Genomic DNA, 21,563 nt, shown 5'->3' with positions numbered 1-21,563 from the left:
CCTATCACTCCTCCCCTGCCCCGTAGATTTTCTCCTGATAGTACCTCCTGCTTACCCGGCCTCCCACGGTCGTGTAGCCCTTGGCTCTCAGTTCCTCGTTCCACTGGGCGATCATTTTGTACGCCAGACCCTGCGAGATGTCCAGCTCCTTTGCCAGCTCGTCTGCCTTGATAAAAATGCTGTTTGCCATTTTTTGTCCTTTCCTTGTCGGTTTCATTTCGGTGCCGCTTCATCCTCGCTGACTTCCGGCAGGCATATCCCCTTTGCGGTGCTGTGCCGTCCCCTTACGGAGCGCTCGCTTCCTTTCGGAAGGTCTTGGCGGTTTGGATCAGTTTGGCGGTCATTCAATTTTACTAAGCATTTTTGCTTATCTTTTTGTGCTCTCATTATACTAAACACATTCCGTTAAGTCAAGAGGTTTTCGAGTAAAATCTTAAACTTTTTTGTTTATTTTCTATTGCACCTCCTATTTTTCTGTGCTATACTAGGTTCAACAAATATGTTTAAGTCAGGAGGCAATCGCATGGCAGTCGGTGACCGCATCAAACGTGCCCGCAACTTCCGAGGCATGACCCAGAAAGAACTGGGCATCGCCATCGGGTTTGAGGAGAAGAGCGCAGACATCCGTATCGCACAATACGAAAGCAACACCCGCACTCCCAAGGAAGAGCTGCTCCGCAAGATTGCGGAGGTACTGGATGTGAACTACCGTTCCCTCTATGAGCCGACCCTGTACGCCGCAGAGGATGTGATGTACACCCTGTTCGAACTGGATGAGCACTATCCCGGCACCCGGCTCTATGAGGTCACAGACACCACCGACCCGGATCTCCCGGAAAAGCACATGGCAGTCAGCTTCCGCTATCGCCTGCTGGATGATTTCCTGAAGGAGTGGCAGCTCCGTAAGAAGCAGCTCCGGGAGGGCGAGATCACCAAGGAAGAGTATCTGGAATGGAAGCTCAACTGGCCACAGACCGCCGACGGCTGCGGCCGGTACGAGCCGAAGAAAAAGTGGCGTAAAGAATAAAAGACACAAAAATGCCCTCTGAAAAACTTACCGTTTCTCAGAGGGCATTTTTGTGTCTCTCTTTATGAATAATCGTCTGATAGTATCAAAGCAGTATCAGAGCACCTTTTGGTTCTCAAAATATCGCATTGTATCAATACTTTTCAGGTTTTGCAGATTACTCGAGCTCAATGGTTGCCGGCGGCTTACCGGTGCAATCATAGAACACGCGGTTCACATGCTTGACCTCATTGACGATGCGGCTGGTGACAGTGCCCAGAACATCCCAGGGCATATTATAGCTCTCTGCGGTCATAAAGTCGGTGGTGGTCACAGCACGCAGCGCCACAGCATAATCATAGGTGCGCTCGTCGCCCATGACGCCCACACTGTGCATGTTGGTCAAGGCTGCATAGTACTGGCTGATCTCCTTATCCAGACCCGCCTTTGCGATCTCCTCACGCCAGATCGCGTCGGCATCCTGCACGATTGCCACCTTCTCAGGGGTCACCTCGCCGATGATGCGGATGCCAAGGCCCGGGCCGGGGAACGGCTGACGGCTGACCAGATATTCGGGCAGGCCCAGCTCACGGCCAGCCTGACGCACCTCGTCTTTGAACAGGTTGCGCAGCGGCTCCACCAACTCCTTGAAGTCCACGGTGTCGGGCAGACCGCCGACGTTGTGGTGGCTCTTGATAACAGTGGACTCACCGCCCAGACCGCTCTCAACGACATCCGGGTAAATGGTACCCTGTGCCAGGAAATCCACCTTGCCGATCTTCTTGGCCTGCTCTTCAAACACACGGATGAACTCTTCGCCGATGATCTTGCGCTTGCGCTCCGGCTCGGTGACACCAGCCAGCTTTGCAAAGTAGCGTTCGCGGGCATCCACACAGATAAAGTTGATATCAAAGCCGTTGGCATTGCCCGGGCCGAATACAGAGCAGACCTCTTCCTTTTCGTTCTTACGCAGCAGACCGTGATCCACGAACACGCAGGTCAGTTGCTTGCCGATGGCCTTAGCCAGCATAGCTGCCAGAACGGAGGAATCCACGCCGCCGGACAAGGCGCACAGCACCTTGCCATCGCCGATGCGCTCACGCAGGGCCTTGACGTTGTTCTCCACAAAGGAGTCCATCTTCCAGTCGCCGGTGCAGCCGCAGACGTTGTACACGAAGTTGCGCAGCATCTTCTTGCCTTCCGCAGTGTGCAGCACTTCCGGATGGAACTGGACCGCGTACAGGCCCTTCTCAGCGTTCTCTGCCGCAGCTACCGGACAGTTGACCGTGTGAGCAGTGATCTTAAAGCCGGGCGCTGCCTGCTCAATATAGTCGTTGTGGCTCATCCAGCAAATGGTGGAGGGCTGCACATCGGTGAACATCTTGCTGTTCGTGTCCACGAACACCTCAGTCTTGCCGTACTCGCGCTCCGGTGCGCGGCAGACATGGCCGCCCAGCAGATGCATCATCAGCTGGCTGCCGTAACAGATGCCCAGCACAGGCACACCCCAGTTGAAGATCTCAGGGTCGATCGTGGGGGAATCCTCCAGATAAACGCTGTTGGGGCCACCGGTAAAGATGATACCCTTGGGGTTCTTTGCCTTGATAACCGACAGATCGGTTTTATAGGAATAGATTTCACAGTAGACATTGTTCTCGCGGACGCGGCGCGCGATCAGCTGATTGTACTGGCCGCCAAAGTCCAGCACGATGACAGTTTCATGCTGCATGAAGTTCTCTCCTCCCTTATCCATTCAATGTGTTTCTACAGATAAAATCAGTATAGCACATCTGCCAAATAAAAGCGACATCATTTGTGAATTTTCCTGTTTTTATTTTTCACGTATGGGATGCCGCAGAACTGTTTTCAGCGTTCCCGGTGCAGCGCGGCGAGGATCACTCAGATAAATTTCGTGGTGGAAGCGTGTCTCTGAAAAATCAAGCATATACCCCTGCTCTACGGCAAAGGCATCCATCTGCGCCAGCGTTTTCGGTTCTTCATCATAAGGGCCGAAATGCAGGCACTGAACGCAAAGTCCCTCATCATAGGTCAGGAATTCCGCCTTGGAAAAATCCTTTTTCTTTTTTGCCGTTGCTTCCTGTACGGCCCAATCAAACGCTTCCGGCGTCACGAATTCTGGCAGTCGGATCATGGATGTCCACTCAAATGTTTCTTTATGTGCATAGTCAACGCCATCCACGCCCTTCTGATGCCACAAGCCCTCCAACGGTGGAACCACATATTCAAAATAGCCGTCCATCTTGTGGCTGCCCTTATAGCTCATTTTGATGGTGAAAGCAATGCCGTACAGCACTCCCATAGCCTCCTGATAGGCTCCACCCGGAGCATTCGGGTCACCCTTGCCGTGCACTGCCACAAAATTCATACGCGGTATCGTAATCAGATGCGGTTTTTTCGGCGGGAGATAAAATTCCCTGTACTCTTTCTTATAATCAAACGGCATTACTCTTCACCCCATCCAGAAGTTCATGCTGCTTCTTTTTTGCTGAATCCCCTCAGCACCAGCCGATAGGACTTTTCCAGCATTTCCTTTTTCAGTATACCAGAACAACCTTGTTTTGTAAACAAAAAGTTGTGACATGCCGCAAAAAAATCCCCTGCCCTTACAGACAGAGGATCTAAAACAAAAAGAGACCTTCCCACTCTCCGGAATGGGAAGGTCTCTCGTAAGTTTAACCTTTAGCCTTAGGAAAGGCGCGAAGGGTCAAAATCACTCAATGATCTTGCCAACAACGCCAGAACCAACGGTACGGCCACCCTCACGGATAGCGAAACGCAGGCCCTCTTCCATAGCAACAGGGGTCAGCAGCTCAACGTGCATCATGACGTTATCGCCGGGCATGCACATCTCAGTGCCTTCGGGCAGAGTGATGATACCGGTCACGTCGGTGGTGCGGAAGTAGAACTGAGGACGATAGTTGGAGAAGAACGGGGTGTGACGGCCGCCTTCGTCCTTGGTCAGAACGTACACCTGAGACTCGAAGGTCTTGTGGGGGTGCACGGAACCGGGCTTAGCCAGAACCTGACCACGCTCGATCTGAGTACGATCAACACCACGCAGCAGAGCGCCGATGTTATCGCCAGCCTCAGCGAAGTCCAGAGACTTACGGAACATTTCCAGACCGGTAATGGTGGTGCTCAGACGATCGGGCTTGATGCCGACGATCTCCATAGCATCGCCAACCTTAGCAATACCACGCTCAACACGACCGGTTGCAACAGTACCACGGCCAGAAATGGTCATGACATCCTCGATGGGCATCAGGAAGGGCTTGTCTTCCTCACGATCGGGGTTGGGGATATAGGTGTCAACAGCGTCCATCAGCTCCTTGATGCAAGCATACTCGGGAGCATTGGGATCAGTGGAGGTAGACTCCAGAGCCTTCAGAGCGGAACCACGAATGATCGGGGTGTCGTCGCCGGGGAAGTCGTACTCGGTCAGCAGCTCACGGATCTCCATCTCGACCAGATCCAGCAGCTCTTCGTCGTCGACCATATCGCACTTGTTCATGAACACAACGATATAGGGCACGCCGACCTGACGAGCCAGCAGGATGTGCTCACGGGTCTGGGGCATGGGACCATCGGTAGCAGCAACGACCAGAATAGCGCCGTCCATCTGAGCAGCACCAGTGATCATGTTCTTAACGTAGTCAGCATGGCCCGGGCAGTCAACGTGAGCATAGTGACGAGCGTCGGTCTGATACTCAACGTGAGCGGAGTTGATCGTGATACCACGAGCACGCTCCTCAGGAGCCTTATCGATGTTGGCATAATCCATGAAGTCTGCGTCGCCCTTCAGAGCCAGGTACTTGGTGATAGCGGCGGTCAGAGTGGTCTTGCCGTGGTCAACGTGACCGATGGTGCCGATGTTCACATGCGGCTTAGAACGGTCGAACTTTGCCTTTTCAGCCATTGGAATATCCTCCCTTAATTTAGGTTTTGATATTTGGTTACAACAACCCTGCAAGATGCAGACATTGCATTGCAAGGCTATTCTACTAAATTTGCCCTGTAAAATCAAGTGCTTTTACAGGAAATTTTGCCGAGGTTACACTACCCCGGCAAAATCTTTATCCATTTTTCAGGAATCAGCCCTTGGTGCGGCCAGCGATGATCTGGTCAGCAATGTTCTTGGGCACCGGCTCGTAGTGAGACGGCTCCATGACATACTGGCCACGGCCCTGAGTCTTGGAACGCAGGTCGGTAGCGTAGCCGAACATCTGAGCCAGAGGCACAAATGCATTGACGCGCTGAGTACCAGCCATAGCTTCCATGCCCTGGATCTGACCACGGCGTGCATTCAGGTCGCCGATAACATCGCCCAGATACTCATCGGGAACGATAACTGCAACCTTCATGATAGGCTCAGTGATGATGGGATCAGCCTTGCGCATAGCATCCTTGAACGCCATAGAACCAGCAATGGAGAAGGCCATTTCAGAGGAGTCGACCTCATGATAAGAACCATCCCACAGGGTAACCTTGACATCAACGACAGGATAGCCAGCCAGAACACCGGACTTCATAGCACCCTGGATACCGTTGTCGATAGCCGGGATGTATTCCTTCGGGATGGCACCGCCAACGATGGCGTTGACGAACTCGTAACCCTTGCCGGGCTCGTTGGGCTCGATCTTGATCTTAACATGACCGTACTGGCCCTTACCACCGGACTGACGTGCGTACTTGGTCTCCTGGTTGGCCTCTTTGCGGATGGTCTCACGGTAAGCAACCTGAGGTGCACCCACGTTTGCTTCAACCTTGAACTCACGCAGCAGACGGTCAACGATGATCTCCAGGTGCAGCTCGCCCATACCGGCGATGATGGTCTGACCGGTTTCTTCGTCAGTGTAGGTCTTGAAGGTCGGATCCTCTTCGGCCAGCTTTGCCAGCGCGATGCCCATCTTCTCGTTGCCGGCCTTGGTCTTAGGCTCGATGGCAACGCGGATAACAGGCTCGGGGAACTTCATGGACTCCAGAATGATGGGATGATTCTCATCACACAGAGTGTCACCGGTAGTGGTGTTCTTCAGACCGACAACAGCAGCGATATCACCTGCGTAGCAGCAGTCGATATCCTTGCGGTGGTTAGAATGCATCTGCAGGATGCGGCCCATACGCTCCTTGCTGTCCTTCACGGAGTTGTAGACAGTGGTACCTGCCTCAACCTTACCGGAGTAAACACGGAAGTATGCCAGCTTACCAACGAACGGGTCGGTAGCGATCTTGAAGGCCAGAGCTGCGAAGGGAGCGTCGTCGGAAGACGGACGGGTCTCCTCTTCCTCAGTCTCGGGATTCACGCCCTTGATGTCAGGGACGTCGGTAGGAGCGGGCATATAGTCAACGATAGCGTCCAGCAGCTTCTGGACACCACGGTTCTTGTAGGAAGAACCGCAGACAACGGGAACCAGCGTGTTAGCGATGGTCTCCTTGCGGATCGCAGCCTTCAGCTCGGCACGGGTGATCTCCTCGCCCTCGAGGTACTTCTCCATCAACTCTTCGTCGTTCTCAGCAACAGCCTCGATCAGAATGTTGTGGTACTCCTCGGCCTGCTCACGCATATCCTCGGGGATGGGCTCAGTGCGCATGTCGTTGCCCATATCGTCGTAGTAGACCTCAGCGTTCATATCGACCAGGTCAACGATACCGCGGAAGGTATCCTCCTGACCGATAGGCAGCTGGATCGCCACGCCGTTTGCGTGCAGACGATCGTGCAGCATCTTGATGCAGCGGAAGAAGTCGGCACCCATGGTGTCCATCTTGTTAACGTACACCATACGGGGAACCTTATACTCGTCAGCCTGACGCCAAACGGTCTCAGACTGCGGCTCAACACCGCCCTTTGCAGCCAGAACGGTCACAGAACCGTCCAGCACGCGCAGGGAACGCTGGACCTCAACAGTGAAGTCCACGTGGCCCGGGGTGTCGATGATGTTGATGCGGTGACGGTTCTTCTTGAATGCAACCGGATCCTTCTGGGTCTCAGAGTGGCTCCAGTAGCAGGTGGTAGCAGCGGAAGTGATGGTGATACCACGCTCCTGCTCCTGAACCATCCAGTCCATGGTAGCGCCGCCATCATGAACTTCGCCGATCTTGTGATTGATACCGGTGTAGTACAGAATACGCTCGGTAGTAGTAGTCTTACCAGCATCAATGTGGGCCATAATGCCGATATTTCTCGTCATCTGAAGAGAAACTTCTCTGGGTGTAGCCATGAAATTAACCTCCTACAGAACAGATCAATAACGGAAATGAGCGAAAGCCTTGTTAGCCTCTGCCATCTTGTGAGTATCCTCACGCTTCTTCACGGCGTTACCAGTGTTGTTGGCAGCATCCATGATTTCAGCAGCCAGACGCTGAGCCATGGTCTTCTCACCACGGCTGCGGCTGTAGGCAGTCAGCCAGCGCAGACCCAGGGTCTCGCGGCGAGCCGGGCTGACTTCCAGAGGAACCTGGTAGTTAGCACCGCCAACGCGGCGGGTCTTGCACTCGAGGCTGGGCATGATGTTCTCCATCGCCTTCTCGAAAGTCTCCAGAGGATCGTTGCCGGTCTTCTCCTGAATCATGGAGAAAGCCTCGTAAACGATCTTCTGAGCGACGCCCTTCTTGCCATCCAGCATAACGCTGTTGACCAGACGAGTGACCATCTTGGAATTGTAAATAGGATCAGCTAAGACATCGCGCTTAGCAATGTTACCTCTTCTAGGCATCTTTCTTCCCTCCTTCACAGAATGATATCATCGGTACTCGAAAGTAATAAAACTCCCGTTGTGTCACAAAGAGCTGACCTTTACATAAACTGTTGCCCTCCGCTTTGCAAGCGGACTTGTTATTTATATAATGGAAAGCCGTTTATGGCGGTTGTCCTCAATTACTTCTTTGCAGCACCGGCCTTAGGACGCTTTGCGCCGTACTTGGAGCGGGCCTGATTACGGCCTGCCACACCCTGAGTATCCAGGGTACCACGGATGATGTGGTAACGCACACCGGGCAGGTCCTTAACACGACCGCCACGGATCAGCACGACGGAGTGCTCCTGCAGGTTATGGCCGATACCGGGAATGTAAGAGGTGACCTCGATACCATTCGTGAGGCGGACACGAGCAACCTTACGCAGAGCAGAGTTGGGCTTCTTGGGGGTCATGGTACGAACAGCAGTGCAGACACCACGCTTCTGGGGGCTGTTCAGATCAGAATACTGTTTCTTCTGAGAATTGTAGCTCTTCAGCAGTGCGGGAGCGGTACTCTTGGTAGCCAGAACCTGACGGCCCTTGCGTACAAGCTGGTTAAAAGTAGGCATTTTGTTTCTCCTTTCTTAATAATGCACATCGGACTTTTTTCCGACTTTTTTGCCGCACTATCCCCATGAGGGATGCGCAACAGTTATATAATACTCGCTTTACAGGCGGATGTCAACAGTTTTTGCAAAGTTTTTTGCATTTATTCCAGATTTTTTCTTTCAGCATTTTTTCGACGTAAAACGCACGGTTTTCTCCCCTGTTTCCGCTTTTCCGGGCATATAAAAACCGCCCTGCAGGCGGATGCCCACAGAGCGGTCCATTGTTTTATTTCAGAAGAAGGAGCTTTGCTTACTGTACAGCAGCTGCCTGTTCGGCAGCGACCTCAGCATCGCGCTCAGCCTCACGGTTCTTCAGATCCTCACGGACTTCCGGCAGACCGGTACCTGCGGGGATCAGCTTACCAATGATGACGTTCTCCTTCAGGCCGGCCAGCGGGTCGACCTTGCCCTTGATGGCAGCTTCGGTCAGCACGCGGGTGGTCTCCTGGAAGGATGCAGCGGACAGGAAGGAGTCGTTTGCCAGAGCAGCCTTGGTGATGCCCAGCAGCACCTGCTGGTACTCAACCAGCTTCAGGCCCTCTTCACCAGCGTCGATGCGCTGCTGCAGATCGGCGTTGATGCTCTCCACTTCCAGACGGCTTGCCAGTGCACCGCCGATCAGGTTGGAAGAACCGGAATCAGTCACGCGCACCTTGCGGCACATCTGACGGACGATGACTTCGATATGCTTATCGTTGATCTCAACGCCCTGCAGACGGTAGACCTTCTGAACTTCGTTGATCAGGTAGTTCTGGACATCCTCCAGACCCTTGATTGCCAGAATATCCTGCGGATACAGAACACCTTCACGGGTGATGATGTCGCCCTTCTCCACACGGTCACCCGGCATCACGCGGGAATGCTGGGTGAACGGGATGGAGTAGCTCTTTACGACCTCGGCACCGTTCTCGTCCTTGCCGGTCACCTTGATAACGACATTCTTCTTGGTATCGTCCTGAGAAACGACACCAGAGATCTCGCTCATGATGGCCATGCTCTTGGGACGGCGGCTCTCGAACAGCTCTTCAACACGGGGAAGACCCTGCGTGATATCTTCAGCAGATGCGATACCGCCGGTATGGAAGGTACGCATGGTCAGCTGAGTACCAGGCTCGCCGATGGACTCTGCGGCGATAACGCCGACAGCCTCGCCCAGACGGACCGGCTCGCCGTTTGCCATATCGGAACCGTAGCAGCGTGCGCAGACACCGGTCTTTGCACGGCAGGTCAGCAGGCTGCGGATCTTCAGCTTGGTAATGCCAGCAGCCTCGATCTCGTTTGCATCGTACAGGTCGATCATCTTGCCTTCCGGCACGATCACCTTGCCGGTGACGGGGTTGACCACATCGCCCACAGCAAAGCGGCCGATCAAGCGCTCGCGGAAGCTCTCGATCTTCTCCTTGCCCTCGTGGATCTCAGACACCCACAGGCCGTCGGTGGTGCCGCAGTCGATCTCGCGCACGATAACATCCTGAGAGACATCGACCATGCGGCGGGTCAGGTAACCGGAGTCAGCGGTACGCAGAGCGGTATCGGCCAGACCCTTACGGGCACCACGGGCAGAAACGAAATATTCCAGAATATTCAGACCTTCACGGTAGTTGGCACGAATGGGCATCTCGATGGTGTGGCCGGCGGTGTTTGCCAGCAGGCCGCGCATGCCGGCCAGCTGCTTGATTTGGTTCATAGAACCACGAGCACCGGAGTCAGCCATCATATAGATCTCATTATCCTTGGGCAGGTTGTCTGCCAGAGCCTTGGAGACCTTATCGGTGGTAGCCTGCCAGATGGCGATGGTCTGGTTGTAACGCTCGTTGTCGGAGATCAGGCCGCGGTTGAACAGTCTGCCGACCTTTGCGATCTGCTGGTCAGCCTCAGCGATCAGTTCCTGCTTCTGCGGCGGGATCACAGCGTCGCACACAGCGACGGAGATTGCAGACAGAGTGGAGTACTTGTAGCCCTGCGCCTTGATGGCATCCAGCATCTTTGCACACTTGCGGGTGCCGTTGCGGGTCATGCAGCGGGAAATGATGTCGGGCAGAGTCTTCTTGGTCACGCGGAAGCTGACCTCGTACTCCAGCCAGTGCTCGGGATCAGTACGGTCGATATAACCCAGATTCTGAGGAACAGGGTTATTGAAGATGATGCGGCCGACGGTGGTTTCCACCAGACCGGTGCGCTCCACGCCGTCAATGGTCATGGTGCGGCGCACCTTGATGGGTGCGTGCAGGGTAACGATGTGCTCTGCATAAGCCATCAGGGCTTCGTTCTCATCGCGGAACACCTTGCCTGCGCCCTCGTCATTTTCACGAACGGTGGTCAGGTAGTAGCTGCCCAGGATCATATCCTGCGTAGGCACGGTAACAGGTGCGCCGTCAGAGGGCTTCAGCAGGTTGCCAGAAGCCAGCATCAGCATCTTGGCCTCACGGCAGGCATCCTCGCCCAGAGGCAGATGCACTGCCATCTGGTCACCGTCGAAGTCGGCGTTGAATGCGGTACATGCCAGCGGGTGCAGCTTGATTGCACGGCCCTCCACCAGCACCGGGTTGAAAGCCTGAATGCCCAGACGGTGCAGGGTAGGTGCACGGTTCAGCAGAACGGGGTGGCCCTTGATCACGGTCTCCAGGCTGTCCCACACTTCGGGCTTAGCGCGCTCCACCATCTTGCGGGCGGACTTGATGTTGTTGGCAATACCCTTCTCCACCAGATCCTTCATGACAAAGGGCTTGAACAGCTCCAGAGCCATTTCCTTGGGCAGACCGCACTGATCCATCTTCAGCTCAGGGCCGACGACGATAACAGAACGACCGGAGTAGTCAACACGCTTGCCCAGCAGGTTCTGACGGAAGCGGCCCTGCTTGCCCTTCAGCATATCGGAAAGGCTCTTCAGTGCGCGGTTGTTGGGGCCGGTGACCGGACGGCCGCGGCGGCCGTTGTCGATCAGGCTGTCCACTGCTTCCTGCAGCATACGCTTCTCGTTGCGCACGATGATGTCGGGAGCGCCCAGCTCCAGCAGACGGCGCAGACGGTTGTTGCGGTTGATCACGCGGCGGTACAGGTCGTTCAGGTCGGAGGTGGCAAAACGGCCGCCGTCCAGCTGGACCATGGGGCGCAGGTCAGGCGGCAGAACAGGCAGCACATCCATGACCATCCATTCAGGACGGTTGCCGGAAATGCGGAATGCCTCAACTACTTCCAGACGCTTGAGGATGCGCACGCGCTTCTGGCCGGAGGACTTTTCCACCTCGGCAGTCAGCTCTTCACTCAGCTGATCCAGATCGATCTCCTTCAGCAGATCCTGAATGGCCTCAGCGCCCATAGCAGCCTCGAACTCATCACCGTAGTGGTCGCGCATCTCACGATACTCGCTCTCGGTGAGCAGCTGCTTCTTTTCCAGACGGGTAGCGCCCGGATCAGTGACGATATAGCTTGCAAAATACAGCACCTTCTCCAGCAGGCGGGGGCTGATGTCCAGCATCAGGCCGATGCGGCTGGGGATGCCCTTGAAGTACCAGATGTGGCTGACGGGAGCGGCCAGCTCAATGTGGCCCATGCGCTCACGGCGGACCTTGGCCTTGGTCACTTCAACGCCGCAGCGGTCGCAGATCTTGCCCTTGTAGCGGATGCGCTTATACTTACCGCAGTGGCACTCCCAGTCCTTGGTAGGTCCAAAAATGCGCTCACAGTACAAGCCGTCGCGCTCCGGCTTCAGGGTACGGTAGTTGATGGTCTCAGGCTTTTTGACCTCGCCGTAGCTCCAGTTGCGGATCTGCTCCGGGGAGGCAAGGCCGATCTTGATGGAATCGAAAACGTTGTTTTCCATGAAACGAACCCTTTCTTAATCTCTAGTTGTCTCGATGATACAGGCGGCTTTCTTGTTCAGACCACAGGCCCCTCTCCCCTGCCGCAGCACGCGGAACAGGGGGCTTGAGGCTTGTGTTCTTTGTCTGATCAGAAATCTACTTCGTCAGAAGAAGCGGGAGCTTCGGCACCGGAGTTATTGTCCTCCAGCACAGAAGGATCATCGAAACCGGCATCGGCATCCTTAATATTATAATCGTTGAGCAGTTCGCTCTCCTGCACGACGTTCTCAGTGCCGGCAACATCGCGCATATCAAAGCCGGTCTCTTCGTCGTCGAAGTTCTGACGCATGTCGATCTCGTTGCCGTCCTTGTCCTGAACAACAACGTCCAGACCCAGAGACTGCAGTTCCTTCAGCATAACGCGGAAGGACTCGGGGATGCCGGGCTGCGGGATTGGCTCACCCTTAACGATGGCCTCGTAGGTCTTCACACGGCCCTCCACGTCGTCGGACTTGACGGTCAGGATCTCCTGCAGAGTGTATGCAGCGCCGTAAGCTTCCAGTGCCCAGACTTCCATTTCGCCAAAGCGCTGGCCGCCGAACTGGGCCTTGCCGCCCAGAGGCTGCTGAGTGACCAGAGAGTAGGGGCCGGTAGAACGTGCATGGATCTTATCATCGACCAGGTGATGCAGCTTCAGGTAGTACATATAACCGACGGTAACGCGGTTATCGAACTTCTCACCGGTGCGGCCATCATAAACGGTGGTCTTGCCATCGCGGTCCAGCTCGATCTTGGAGAAGTCGATGATGTGTCCCTTCTCGCCCATGATCTTGGGGAGCTTCGTGGGATATGCAGGAGCATTCTCGCCATGCCACATCTCGCGGGCGGTATCAAAGGTATCGCCGATGTCGTTCTCACGAGCAGAGTCGAAGACGGGAGTCATGACCTTGATGCCGCATGCCTTGGCAGCGTAGCCCAGGTTGACTTCCAGCACCTGACCGATGTTCATACGGGAAGGCACGCCCAGAGGGTTCAGCACGATGTCCAGCGGGGTGCCGTCGGGCAGGTAGGGCATGTCCTCCTGCGGCAGAATGCGGGAAACGACACCCTTGTTGCCGTGACGGCCTGCCATCTTATCACCAACGCTGATCTTGCGCTTCTGGGCAATATAGCAGCGGACGACCTCGCGCACGCCGGGCTGCAGTTCGTCGCTGTTCTCCGGGGTGAACACCTTGACATCCACGATGATGCCGTATGCACCATGGGGCACGCGCAGAGAAGTATCACGCACTTCGCGTGCCTTCTCGCCGAAGATGGCGCGCAGCAGGCGCTCTTCAGCGGTCAGCTCGGTCTCGCCCTTCGGGGTGACCTTACCGACCAGAATGTCGCCGCTCTTGACCTCGGCACCGATGCGGATGATGCCGCGCTCGTCCAGATCCTTCAGTGCATCCTCAGAAACGTTGGGGATATCACGGGTGATCTCTTCGGGTCCCAGCTTGGTGTCGCGGCTCTCGGTCTCGTACTCTTCAATATGAATGGAGGTGTACACGTCCTCGCGCACGATCTTCTCGTTCAGCAGAACGGCATCCTCGTAGTTGTAGCCTTCCCAGGTCATGAAGCCGATCAGAGCGTTCTTACCCAGAGAAATTTCGCCGTTGCGCATTGCAGGGCCGTCGGCCAGCACCTGACCGGCCTTGACGCTCTCGCCGACCTCCACGATGGGACGCTGGTTGATGCAGGTGCCTGCGTTGGAGCGTGCGAACTTGACCAGAGGATAATCCTCCAGCTCACCCTTGTTGTTGCGCACAACAACATGGTTGGCATCCATCTTCTCAACGATACCGTCATTCTTTGCCAGAACAGCGGTGCCGGAGTCGGTAGCAGCCTTGTACTCCATACCGGTAGCAACGATGGGTTGCTGGGTGACCATCAGAGGCACTGCCTGACGCTGCATGTTGGAACCCATCAGAGCACGGTTACAGTCATCGTTCTCCAGGAAGGGGATGCAGGCGGTAGCAACAGAGACCATCATTCGCGGAGAAACGTCCATGTAATCGACTTTCTCTGCATCAATTTCAAGGATCTCGTCGCGGCGGCGGGCAGACACACGGGGACGGATGAAGTGCTTGCCCTCATCCAGCGGCTCGTTGGCCTGTGCCACAACGTACTCGTCCTCGACATCAGCGGTCATATACTCGACCTCGTCGGTGACGACCTGTTCCTTCAGGTTGCCGTTCTCGTCATAGATCTTCTTGACCTTGCGGTACGGAGCTTCCACGAAGCCGTACTCGTTGATCTTGGCGTAAGATGCCAGATAGGAGATCAGACCGATGTTGGGGCCTTCAGGAGTCTCGATGGGGCACATACGGCCGTAGTGGCTGTAGTGAACGTCGCGGACCTCGAAACCTGCGCGGTCACGGCTCAGACCGCCGGGGCCCAGAGCAGACAGGCGGCGCTTGTGGGTCAGCTCAGCCAGCGGGTTGTTCTGATCCATGAACTGGGACAGCGGAGAAGAACCGAAGAACTCCTTGATGGCTGCCACCACCGGACGGATGTTGATGAGGGCCTGCGGGGTGATGACGCTCTGATCCTGGCTCTGCAGGGTCATGCGCTCACGGATGACGCGCTCCATGCGGGAGAAGCCGATGCGGAACTGGTTCTGCAGCAGCTCGCCCACGCTGCGGATGCGGCGGTTGCCCAGATGGTCGATATCATCGGTGGTGCCAATATTGTGGCCCAGACCGTTCAGGTAGTTGATGGAAGCCAGAATATCGGCGACCGTAACGGTGCGGCCGATCAGCTGGTCGTGGTTGCGGCGCAGCATCTCCTTCTGCTCTTCCACATCAGAGGTGGTGTCGAGGATCTTCTTGATCTCATCGAAGGAGCAGCGCTCGTTGATGCCGCACTCCTTCACGTCGAAGGAGAAGAAGCCCTGTGCATCCACACAGCCGTTGGTGATGACCTTGATCTTCCGGCTCTCTTCCTTCATGGGATCGTCGAGCTTCAGCACGACCAGATTCACACCGGCATTGTCAGCCTTCTCGGCCAGCTCGCGGGTGATCTTGGCACCAGCCTCGATCAGGATCTCGCCGGTCAGCGGAGCGACCACATTCTCAGCAGCCACCTGACCGGTGATGCGGCGTGCCAGAGACAGCTTCTTGTTCATCTTATAACGGCCGAAACGAGACAGGTCATAACGACGCGGGTCGAAGAACAGCATGTTGATCTGGCTGGTAGCAGACTCCACCGTGGGAGGCTCGCCGGGGCGCAGCTTGCGGTAGACTTCCAGCAGGCCCTCTTCCTGATTCTTGGTGGTATCCTTTTCCAGAGTAGCGAGGATGCGCTCATCGTCGCCAAAGAAGTTCAGGATGTCCTCGTTGGTGGACAGGCCCAGTGCACGGCACAGCACGGTGACAGGCAACTTGCGGTTCTTATCGATACGGACATAGAACACATCGGAAGCATCGGTCTCGTACTCCAGCCATGCACCGCGGTTGGGGTTCATGGTGGCGCTGTACAGGTCGTTGCCCACCTTATCCTTGGCATCGCCGTAGAACACGCCGGGAGAACGCACCAGCTGGCTGACGATAGCACGCTCTGCACCGTTGATCACAAAGGTGCCGGCATCGGTCATCAGCGGGAAATCGCCCATGAAGATCTCCTGATCCTTCACTTCGCCGGTCTCCTTGTTCAGCAGACGGGCGGTGACGCGCAGGGGTGCTGCATAGGTCACGTCGCGCTCCTTGCACTCCTTGATGCTGTACTTCGGCTCCTTGTCCAGGCGGAAGTCCACAAAGCTCAGTGCCAGATTGCCGGTGTAGTCCTCAATGGTGCCGATATCGTGGAAGACCTCTTTCAGGCCCTCGTCCAGGAACCACTGATAAGAGTTCTTCTGGACCTCGATCAGGTTCGGCATACTGATGACTTCGTCGATGTGGGAGAAGCTCATGCGCTCGGTTTTGCCGAGCTTTACGGGCTTGACTTTCATCATAAAATCAACCACTCCTTACTTTTATACTCTACGGGATGTCGTATACACGGGTCAAATTTGAGCAGACACACATAATTCGACCCGCGTCAAAGGGAACCTTTCGGCGTTTTTCACAAACTTTTCGGTTTGACCCGTCCAGTCACCGCCTGCGTATTCCTCTTTTTGGCGCACTAGTCCATTATGTGATACTAATGCAGTATACACCCTAAAAGCCTTGCTGTCAAGCCATTTTTCAGATTTTTGCCAAAACAAATTTATTTTTTCTCTCATTTTCGCACGCCCGGCAGCGTGTTGTGTTTTGTTGTTTTAGGGCTTGATTTTTTTATTTTGCACGTTCCTGTTCATAATCCCCTTGTGCAATTTGTCTATCTTTGCCCTTGTGTTTTGGAGTATTACTTTTACAGTCGGATATGTCCGTTTTCCCTTGCGGCCCTTTTTTGTGAAAAAGCAGCTCAGAAAAGCTCGCAGGCTTTTCTGAGCTGCAAATATAAAAATAATGTTTCCTCTAAGATTGCCAGAGCGCAAGCGGCGGCAATTATAATTTGTTCACTCATCCAGATAATCCCGCAGGCGTTTTGCACGGCTGGGATGCCGCAGCTTGCGCAGGGCCTTGGCTTCGATCTGCCGCACCCGCTCCCGGGTCACATTGAACTCCTTACCCAGCTCTTCCAGCGTGTGCGCCCGGCCATCCTCCAGCCCGAAGCGCAGTGCGATCACCCGCTCTTCCCTCGGTGTCAGGCTTTTGAGCACGCTGAACAGTTCCCGCCGCAGCAGCTGCCGCCCGGCTTCATCCACCGGGACGCCTGCATCCTCGTCCTGAATAAAATCTTCAAGGTGGGCATCCTCTTCCTCGCCCACCGGCGTTTCCAAGCTGATGGGGTCCTGCGCCAGCTGCAGCAATTCCCGCACACGGTCCGGCTCCATGTCCAGCTGAACAGCGATCTCTTCCGCGGTAGGCTCCCGGCCATTTTTCCGCAGCAGGTCACCCGTCGTCTTTTTGACCCGGTTGATGCTCTCCACAAGGTGCACCGGGATGCGGATGGTTCTCCCCTGATCCGCAATGGCGCGGGTGATGGACTGACGGATCCACCACGTGGCATAGGTGGAAAATTTGAAGCCGCGCTCCGGTTCAAACTTTTCCGCCGCCTTCATCAGACCGAGATTGCCTTCCTGAATAAGATCCAGAAACGGCAGGCCCCGCCCTGCATAGCGCTTTGCCACCGACACCACCAGCCGCAGGTTCGCTTCGCTGAGCTTCCGCCGGGCATCCTCGTCCCCGGCCTGCGCGGCACGGGCAAGCTCCGTTTCCTGTTCTGCTGTCAGCAGCGGCACCCGGCCGATCTCCTTCAAATAGGCCTTTACCGGGTCGTCCAGCGCCACCCCCTCTGCCGAAAGCTCATGTTCCAGCCTGCCGATCTGCGTTTCATCCAACGCAGGCAGGTCCGTTTCCTCTTCGGTCAGGTGCACGCCGCGGTCCTCCAGTGCCGTATACAGCTCGTCCAGCTGCGCCACATCGTAATCCTGTTCGTCCATGGCACGGCTGATCTGCTCCGGTGTCAGGGCATGGTGGCGTGCCCGCGCAGCCAATGTTCTGGCCAATTCCTCCGTTTGCGACAATTTCTGCATGGTTCCTGCTCCTTTCCTCTCCTGCTCCAGCCGGAGGGGAAAGCGGGGGATCATTCTTCTACAGGCACATTTCCCTGCTTCTTTTCGCGCATCGACTGGAGGTAATCACTCAGTTCCTCATTGGACATATGCGCCGCCTTGCCTGCCATGGGCATCCCCCGGGCAATGCGGTCCAGATACAGCCGGATATCATCCGGCGTACAATTCACATCGCTGTATTGTGCCGCAAGATGGCTCAGTTCATTCAGCGCTTCTTCGCTTACAAAAGCGCGCAGCGTGGTCAGGCTGATCTCAATGCCCTCCTGTCGGCAGCGCAGCATAGCTTCAAACAGCTCCTTCTGCTGCGGCAGCACGAACTGTTCTGCGGTCAGCTGCCCCTGCACCAGATCGATATAGTGCGGCTCCCGCAGGATCGCCGCCAGCAGCCGCTGCTGTGCACTGGCAATGCCCAGTGCCTGACTGCCTCCTGCACTGTACGGCACGTTGATCTGATTCATCTCACCGGACTTGAGCGCCTGCTGCTTTTTCTCCCAGCGGTGCTTGCTGCCCGCCCTCTTCACGGCGGTCTCCAGCTGGGTCATGATAGCTGTTTTGGAGATGTTGGTCTCCTCAGCCAGACGCCCCGCATACACTTCCTGCTCGGTAGGGTTGGAGCGCTCTGCCAGCATATTCACAGCTTCCTTCACGTATTCCAGCCGCTGGGCATCCTGTGCCAGATCGTACTGGCTGCGCAGACGGCCCAGCCGGAAGTCCAGTGCATTGCCCACACCATCCAGCAGGGCCTTGAATCGCTCTGCGCCATACTTTTTGATGTACTCGTCCGGGTCCTTTGCACCGGGGATCTGCAGCACGCCCACCTTTACCGGGCTGTTGCGGAACAGTTCCAGCGAGCGCAGCGTGGCCTTCTGGCCTGCTTCGTCCGAATCGTAGCTCAGGATCACCTCGTCAGCATACTCGCTGATGAGCCGCACCTGCTCCGGGGTCAGGGCCGTGCCGCAGGCGCACACTGCTGTGTCGATGCCTGCCTGATGCATACTGATCACGTCCATGTAGCCCTCGCACAGCACGAACCGGCGCACCGCGCTGCGCTTTGCGATCTGCAGCGCAAACACCGTCTCTGATTTGTGGTACACCAGCGTTTCCGGGCTGTTGACATATTTCGGTTTGGAATCGTCCAGCACGCGCCCACCAAACGCAATGATGTTGCCGCGCAGGTCAAAGATGGGGGTCATCACCCGCTTCCAGAACAGGCAGTAGATGCGGCCGGACGCACTGCGCTTGAACAGGCCGCTGGCATCTAGCTCCTGCTGATTGTAGCCCTTATCGCGCAGGAACTGATACAGCGCCTGTCCGTCGTTGGGCGCATAGCCCAGCCCGAACCGGACGATCGTCTTGTCGTCCAGACCGCGCCGCCGCCAGTAGGCACGGGCCTGACGGGCTTCCTCCACGGTGGAGTTCAGGCAGGCGTGGAAAAACCGTGCCGCCTCCTTGTTCATGGAGAGGATGCGGCTGCGCATCCGGCCTGTTTTGTCGTCCTCCTGCGGCTCCGGCATACCGGCCCGCGCTGCCAGCAGCTTAACGGCCTCCGGGTAATCGATGCTGTTGATCTTTTTCGTAAAGGTAATGGCATCGCCGCCTGCGCCGCAGCCAAAGCAGTAAAAGCTCTGGGTGTCCGGGTAGACGTAGAATGAGGGCGTTTTTTCGCTGTGAAAGGGGCACAGGCCGCCATACAAACGTCCCTTGCGCTTGAGCTGCACATAGCTGCCCACCAGCTCCACAATGTCGGTGCGGCGGGTCAGTTCTTCAATGTATTCGTGTGGGATCATGGATCTTTCAAACGACCTTTCGGATTTATAGGACATGCCACTTCCGGGGCACAAACAATTCCTCAAAAGTGCGGATGGCAAATTCATCGCTCATGCCACTGATGTAATCGGTCACTGCGCGTTCTCCGCCCTCCTGATAAGCCAGCTGGATGTAGAAGTTGGACATCCGGTCCACATGGTTCAGGTAGTAATCGTACAGTTCCCCGATCACCTTGTCCACCTTCTGCTCTTCCCGCTTGGCGGTCTTGTCCACATACACGGTGGCGTACATGAAATCCCGCAGCGCAAGGAAGGCTTCGTTTTCCTCTGCGCCCACCTTCACATCCCCATCGCTGTTGGCAAGGATACTGTTGATCATGGTGGTGATGCGGGCAGATTTTGTCTGGCCCAGCACGGCGGTGCATTCTTTCGGCAGGGTGGCTGGGTCCAGCACACCGGCGCGCACCGCGTCCTCAATGTCGTGGTTCACATAGGCGATTTGATCCGCCATGCGCACGATGCGCCCTTCCGGCGTTGCCGCCCAGGTGCCCTTTGTGTGGGTCACGATGCCGTTGCGCACCTCCCACGTCAGGTTCAGGCCCCGGCCGTCCTTTTCCAGCTTGTCCACCACACGCAGGCTCTGCATATAGTGCTTGAAGCCGTCCGGGCACAGCTCATTCAGCGCGCGCTCCCCGGCATGGCCAAACGGCGTGTGGCCCAGATCATGGGCAAGGCTGATCGCTTCGGTCAGATCTTCGTTCAGCCGCAGGGCGCGGGCAATGGTCCGCGCGATCTGCGAGACCTCCAGCGTATGGGTCAGTCGGGTGCGGTACAGATCTCCCTCCGGCGAGAGGAACACCTGCGTCTTTTGTTTGAGCCGTCGGAACGCCTTGCAGTGCAGCACCCGGTCACGGTCACGCTGGAACACCGGCCGGATCGGGTCCTGCTCTTCCGGCAGCATGCGGCCGCGGCTCTGGTCGCTGAAGGTAGCCCACGGCGCGAAGGTCATATGTTCGATCTCTTCTGTGCGCTGACGTACATCCATACAAAGTCGCCCTCCCTTTTTGTCGCCATTCCCCCTCTCTGTTTCGGCACAGCCGATCCCAATTGCTGCGTCTGCGGCAATTGTAGCACACCCGCTTTGTCGAAGGGGGAAAAAGCCTGTCGGTTCGCAAAATAATGCTTGCTTTTTTATTTTTGCTGCTGCCGGGTTCAGAACGGTGCGTAGAACGGGTCGGATACCGTCACCTGCGCGCTGCCGCGCGTCAGCTCCCGCAGCTGTTCCAGCAGCGGGCCTTCGGTGTGTTCCGGCATCTGCCAGCACAGGGTCACGCGATCCGTGAACTGCGGCGCGGCCTGTTTTGCTCCCGCCGCATCGATCAGCAGCGATGCACGCTCATAAAGGGAGTAATCCACCGTCACGCGCAGCTCCACCACGCTGCGCACCGTGACCACCTCGGCATTTTCCAGTGCACGGGCCGTAGCCGTGGTGTATGCGCGCACCAAGCCGCCGGTGCCCAGCAGCACGCCGCCAAAGTAACGGGTCACCACCACGATCAGATCCGTCAGGCCGCTGTGCTGCAGCACCTCCAGCGCTGGTGTGCCCGCCGTCTTGGCCGGTTCACCATCATCTGAATAGCGTTCCCGGTTGCCTTCCCGCAGGCGGTAGGCATACACATTGTGACGGGCGGTGCGGTTGGCCGCACGCACCTGTTCCAGAAATGCAACGGCAGCTTCCTCGCTGTCCGCAAATGACAGCGCCGCAATGAAGCGGCTCTTCTTTTCTTCGTATTCTCCTGTGGCCGTGCCATGGATGGTGCGGTAATCCTCCACTGTGGTTCCTCCTGCATGTTATTCAAATCAAGTATAACATAAATCGTCCGTTGTGCAACCACTGCCGCATACGTTTTTGTGTCAAGGCCAGCTCCCGGTACCGCTGCCCGCATGTCCTCTGCCAGAAAAAAGCGCA

General features: G+C 56.2%; 14 protein-coding genes. 1 reads left to right on the top strand and 13 read right to left on the bottom strand.

Features of this window, described 5'->3' with window-relative positions:
* Nucleotides 1–4: 4 nt before the first annotated feature.
* Nucleotides 5–190 carry a hypothetical protein gene (locus GKG36_RS01505; protein ID WP_015538532.1) on the bottom strand — a complete coding sequence of 62 codons (186 nt, stop codon included), beginning with the start codon at nucleotides 188–190 and terminating at the stop codon, nucleotides 5–7.
* A gap of 333 nt (nucleotides 191–523) precedes the next feature.
* On the opposite strand from GKG36_RS01505, the gene GKG36_RS01500 reads away from it, so the two are divergent.
* A complete protein-coding gene (locus GKG36_RS01500) occupies nucleotides 524–1,027 on the top strand; it encodes a helix-turn-helix transcriptional regulator (RefSeq protein WP_154258726.1) in 504 nt (167 codons plus the stop codon).
* Nucleotides 1,028–1,184: 157 nt separating this feature from the next.
* Here the strand turns inward: GKG36_RS01500 and guaA are convergent, their stop codons facing one another.
* The 12 genes from guaA to GKG36_RS01440 all read right to left on the bottom strand — a co-directional run bounded on the left by guaA (nucleotide 1,185) and on the right by GKG36_RS01440 (nucleotide 21,427).
* The gene (gene guaA / locus GKG36_RS01495) at nucleotides 1,185–2,735 is read right to left on the bottom strand and encodes a glutamine-hydrolyzing GMP synthase (protein WP_044953447.1); all 1,551 of its coding nucleotides are present in this window, start codon (nucleotides 2,733–2,735) and stop codon (nucleotides 1,185–1,187) included.
* A gap of 102 nt (nucleotides 2,736–2,837) precedes the next feature.
* Complete coding sequence (locus tag GKG36_RS01490) at nucleotides 2,838–3,470, bottom strand: GyrI-like domain-containing protein (protein WP_154258724.1); 633 nt, start codon at nucleotides 3,468–3,470, stop codon at nucleotides 2,838–2,840.
* 267 nt (nucleotides 3,471–3,737) lie between these two features.
* A complete protein-coding gene (tuf, locus tag GKG36_RS01485; RefSeq protein WP_005940209.1) occupies nucleotides 3,738–4,943 on the bottom strand; it encodes an elongation factor Tu in 1,206 nt (401 codons plus the stop codon).
* A gap of 175 nt (nucleotides 4,944–5,118) precedes the next feature.
* Complete coding sequence (gene fusA, locus GKG36_RS01480) at nucleotides 5,119–7,245, bottom strand: elongation factor G (RefSeq protein ID WP_097774838.1); 2,127 nt, start codon at nucleotides 7,243–7,245, stop codon at nucleotides 5,119–5,121.
* A gap of 24 nt (nucleotides 7,246–7,269) precedes the next feature.
* Complete coding sequence (gene rpsG, locus GKG36_RS01475; protein WP_005930552.1) at nucleotides 7,270–7,740, bottom strand: 30S ribosomal protein S7; 471 nt, start codon at nucleotides 7,738–7,740, stop codon at nucleotides 7,270–7,272.
* Nucleotides 7,741–7,901: 161 nt separating this feature from the next.
* Nucleotides 7,902–8,330: a 30S ribosomal protein S12 gene (rpsL, locus tag GKG36_RS01470; protein WP_005940205.1), complete on the bottom strand. Its 429-nt coding sequence runs from the start codon at nucleotides 8,328–8,330 to the stop codon at nucleotides 7,902–7,904.
* Nucleotides 8,331–8,619: 289 nt separating this feature from the next.
* The gene (gene rpoC, locus GKG36_RS01465) at nucleotides 8,620–12,192 is read right to left on the bottom strand and encodes a DNA-directed RNA polymerase subunit beta' (protein ID WP_154258722.1); all 3,573 of its coding nucleotides are present in this window, start codon (nucleotides 12,190–12,192) and stop codon (nucleotides 8,620–8,622) included.
* A 128-nt stretch (nucleotides 12,193–12,320) separates the two neighbouring features.
* The gene (locus tag GKG36_RS01460; RefSeq protein ID WP_005940199.1) at nucleotides 12,321–16,163 is read right to left on the bottom strand and encodes a DNA-directed RNA polymerase subunit beta; all 3,843 of its coding nucleotides are present in this window, start codon (nucleotides 16,161–16,163) and stop codon (nucleotides 12,321–12,323) included.
* A 546-nt stretch (nucleotides 16,164–16,709) separates the two neighbouring features.
* Entirely contained in the window at nucleotides 16,710–17,789 is a 1,080-nt protein-coding gene (rpoD, locus tag GKG36_RS01455) for an RNA polymerase sigma factor RpoD (protein WP_154258720.1), read from the bottom strand.
* Between the two features lie 50 nt (nucleotides 17,790–17,839).
* Nucleotides 17,840–19,615, bottom strand: a complete 1,776-nt coding sequence (gene dnaG, locus GKG36_RS01450; protein ID WP_154258718.1) for a DNA primase — start codon at nucleotides 19,613–19,615, stop codon at nucleotides 17,840–17,842.
* Nucleotides 19,616–19,640: 25 nt separating this feature from the next.
* Nucleotides 19,641–20,639, bottom strand: coding sequence for a deoxyguanosinetriphosphate triphosphohydrolase (locus tag GKG36_RS01445; RefSeq protein ID WP_154258716.1), 999 nt, complete (start codon nucleotides 20,637–20,639; stop codon nucleotides 19,641–19,643).
* A gap of 167 nt (nucleotides 20,640–20,806) precedes the next feature.
* On the bottom strand, nucleotides 20,807–21,427 hold the full coding sequence (locus GKG36_RS01440; protein WP_097774833.1) for a YigZ family protein: 621 nt from the start codon (nucleotides 21,425–21,427) through the stop codon (nucleotides 20,807–20,809).
* Between the last annotated feature and the right edge of the window lie 136 nt (nucleotides 21,428–21,563).

The organism is Faecalibacterium sp. BIOML-A1, assembly GCF_009679715.1.
GTDB lineage: Bacteria > Bacillota > Clostridia > Oscillospirales > Ruminococcaceae > Faecalibacterium > Faecalibacterium taiwanense.
The sequence above is the reverse complement of the archived record's forward strand: the minus strand, read 5'-3'. Positions and strand labels throughout refer to the sequence as shown.